The sequence below is a fragment of the Microcoleus sp. M2_D5 genome, from assembly GCF_036701935.1.
Lineage (GTDB): Bacteria > Cyanobacteriota > Cyanobacteriia > Cyanobacteriales > Microcoleaceae > Microcoleus.
Genome location: NZ_JAUBRP010000156.1, coordinates 1 through 2,698 on the forward strand (window position 1 = coordinate 1; position 2,698 = coordinate 2,698).

General features: G+C 42.1%; 4 protein-coding genes. 1 reads left to right on the forward strand and 3 read right to left on the reverse strand.

Features of this window, described 5'->3' with window-relative positions:
* Nucleotides 1-105 precede the first annotated feature (105 nt).
* The 3 genes from QUA50_RS29095 to QUA50_RS29105 all read right to left on the reverse strand — a co-directional run bounded on the left by QUA50_RS29095 (nt 106) and on the right by QUA50_RS29105 (nt 1,882).
* Complete coding sequence (locus QUA50_RS29095) at nt 106-669, reverse strand: zeta toxin family protein (RefSeq protein ID WP_333268769.1); 564 nt, start codon at nt 667-669, stop codon at nt 106-108.
* Nucleotides 670-734: 65 nt separating this feature from the next.
* Nucleotides 735-1,046: a DUF433 domain-containing protein gene (locus QUA50_RS29100; protein ID WP_333268767.1), complete on the reverse strand. Its 312-nt coding sequence runs from the start codon at nt 1,044-1,046 to the stop codon at nt 735-737.
* A gap of 308 nt (nt 1,047-1,354) precedes the next feature.
* Nucleotides 1,355-1,882, reverse strand: coding sequence for a helix-turn-helix domain-containing protein (locus tag QUA50_RS29105; RefSeq protein WP_333268765.1), 528 nt, complete (start codon nt 1,880-1,882; stop codon nt 1,355-1,357).
* A 76-nt stretch (nt 1,883-1,958) separates the two neighbouring features.
* On the opposite strand from QUA50_RS29105, the gene QUA50_RS29110 reads away from it, so the two are divergent.
* Entirely contained in the window at nt 1,959-2,630 is a 672-nt protein-coding gene (locus QUA50_RS29110; RefSeq protein WP_333268764.1) for a hypothetical protein, read from the forward strand.
* The last annotated feature ends 68 nt before the right edge of the window (nt 2,631-2,698 follow it).

Consider the following 2,698-nt stretch of genomic DNA (forward strand, 5'->3'; position numbering starts at 1 on the left):
ACGCATTAAATTGAGAGCCGACCGTCCTACTTAATGTTTTGTTACATACTTATAAATTTTCCCGCCGACCTACTTAATTTGACAAGTTTTTTTTCAGTCATTTTACTAATTTATAATGCGATTCCAAGTTTCACTGTCAGAGATGAGGGTTTCGTCTTCTGCACTACCTTCAGCAATTAGTCGGATAGTATCTCTAGAATTATCATAGACTATCCAGCGATCGCACAATGGCAAATATAATGAAGTTAAGTTTCTGCGTCCGCGATCGTATCGCCTGCGGATGACATCTTCTGGAATAGAATTTCCGCCACTTTCCACCCGTTGTTGTACCCGTTCAATTGCGATTTCTGGAGATTGTAACCAGAAGTAAATCAGGTTGATTGTGTAGCCTTTAGTTTTACAGTTTCTCAAGAATCGAGCAAAGTTACGAGCTGCTAAAGTTGTCTCGAAGGCGAAATCAGTGCCTGAGTCTGATAAAGTCCGCAGTCTTTGTATCATTAAGCGTCCTGCGAGGATGGCGACTGACTCTGGATTGAATTGGGACATTCCGGCGGCGATCGCATCTGCATTGACATATTCAAAACATTCTAAAAAATTGGGTAACAATCTCAGGGAAACTGTAGTTTTACCTGAACCGTTAGGGCTACCAATAATGTAAATATTCGGCATAATTGCGCTTCAACTTTTACTCACACTATTCTAACTCAAATTCAATAACTCCCAACCATTGGCGGTCACTCATTTTCAGCAAGCCACAGCTCGATTTCTTCTCGGTTGCGATCGTAATAGTTCGTCACCGCTTGCAAATCTTGAAGGGTGAGTCCTGGATAATTATAGAGAAGTTCGGATTCAGTTGCGCCCTGTTGTTGGTAGGCGATAATCGTCCAGACGGGAATGCGGGTATCGCGAATTCGCGCTGCACCGCCACAAATTCCTGGAGTTTTGTGAATGGGATGCTGAAGGGTTTGGACGAATTGCAGGGTTTGTGCTAGCAACTCATCAGGCAGTGTTTCAATGGTTTGGAGAAGTTGTTCTTTGATGGTCATAATCGATCGCCAAAATCTCAAAGAGTTGCGGGCTTTTTAGTTAGTTATAGAAGTTGCCAAAGCAGTTCTGGCAAGCGATTTTGCAGAGGTTCTAGACGTTGAGCCAGTTTGTCGCGAATTTGAATGGTAATTCTTGCTATTGTTTTTAGTCACTGATGCTCCGAGCGAATCATAGCACAATAGAAGCGCGATCGCCCTTATTTGAGAAATGCAGCGTGCGATCGCCCCCCGCGATCGGGTAAAGGTGCGATCGCGCTTCCTGATTTTAGTCGCTTCACCCTACCAATCAGTTGAATTGTGGCAAAATTTTAGTTAGCGTTGTTATCGTTGATGTCTAGATTTTGTATTGACAATTCTGAAGGTAGCGGTACAGTTATTTGTAGGAAAACATCAATTGTTATTTGATTGTTCTCAAAACTTATATTAGTTACATTAACTTTACTATTTTCAGATACACCGTCTTGAATAGGGAATTTAGCAGGTGGCTTAGTTTTATATCCAGCATCCTCAAGCCATTCAGCAATATTTCTCCAGTTTTCTATTTTTTCAATGCCTTTACCCACCAAACTTTTAACGTACTTATATAAGGTAGCGCATAGGTCAGTTTCAACTCCCTTGGGGGTTTTTTGGAGCTTTTCTGCGATTTCAGAGGGACTATAACCGCAGAGTAGACCGCGAAGGTGTCGTTTTTCCATTGGGGTGAGGCGTTTTCCCTTGGCCGAGGCCAGGTCTGCGTAGAGGTTTTCTAAGTCCCAGTGGTTCGCGGCTTCGGTAAATTGCTCGTCGGCTGGCGGCATAGGGGAGTGGGGTAAAAATTCCTGATGTAAGTCTAACATAAATCCTGATGAGTGTCAGATAAAAGCTGTGGTTGGTTAGATTATTATTTAGTATAGTGTGTAGCACCTATGTGAAATGAAATACCAAAACCATATTACAGTTGTAGGTAAAATTTCAGTAATTCTGCTGGTTTTGGTATCTGGATGCAGTGGCTTTGAGAATACAAGTAATCCTAATACTGTTTCAAATCAAGTTCCTACACCTACTCCAGCTCCGACGCCCACTACTGCTTCTACACAAGCGCCCAACCCGTTTGAAAGTGTTTCATTTCCTCTTGATGCTTGCGGTGATAAATTGCCAGATGACCAGAAAGTTTATCCGGTAAGTTTGTATCCGGTATTTCTGGAATACAGTGAGGAAAAGTTAACTCAAGTCAAATCAAGTTTTTGCCGGGACGCTATTAAAAAGGTTAGGGAATCTACAGGAAAAGATGAAATACAGGTAGCATCATTTATAGGAAGTGAACGGGCTAATCAGTTCAAAGAGTTTATCAGCGCGAAAGTGGGAATAAGTGGAAGCATAGGACAGCCTACTGCGATCGCAGCGAAAAGCGATCGAACTCCAGTAGCCCCTACTACGCCTCAACCAACCTCTACTCCTGACGAGTCCCTCATTACTTCATCATCGGATTTTAAGGCTATCACTATTAAATGTCGGGAAAAGCCAGCCGGAAAGTATATAGACTTAGAATTTGGAGAGTGTCTGCTTTCAAGCATTGCTCTAGCAAAATCTAAAAATTATAAGTAGGTCGGTGCGAAAAAACCGAACTATGTTAAAATAAGTAAAGATAGGAAATACGTCTACCAAGGTAACTC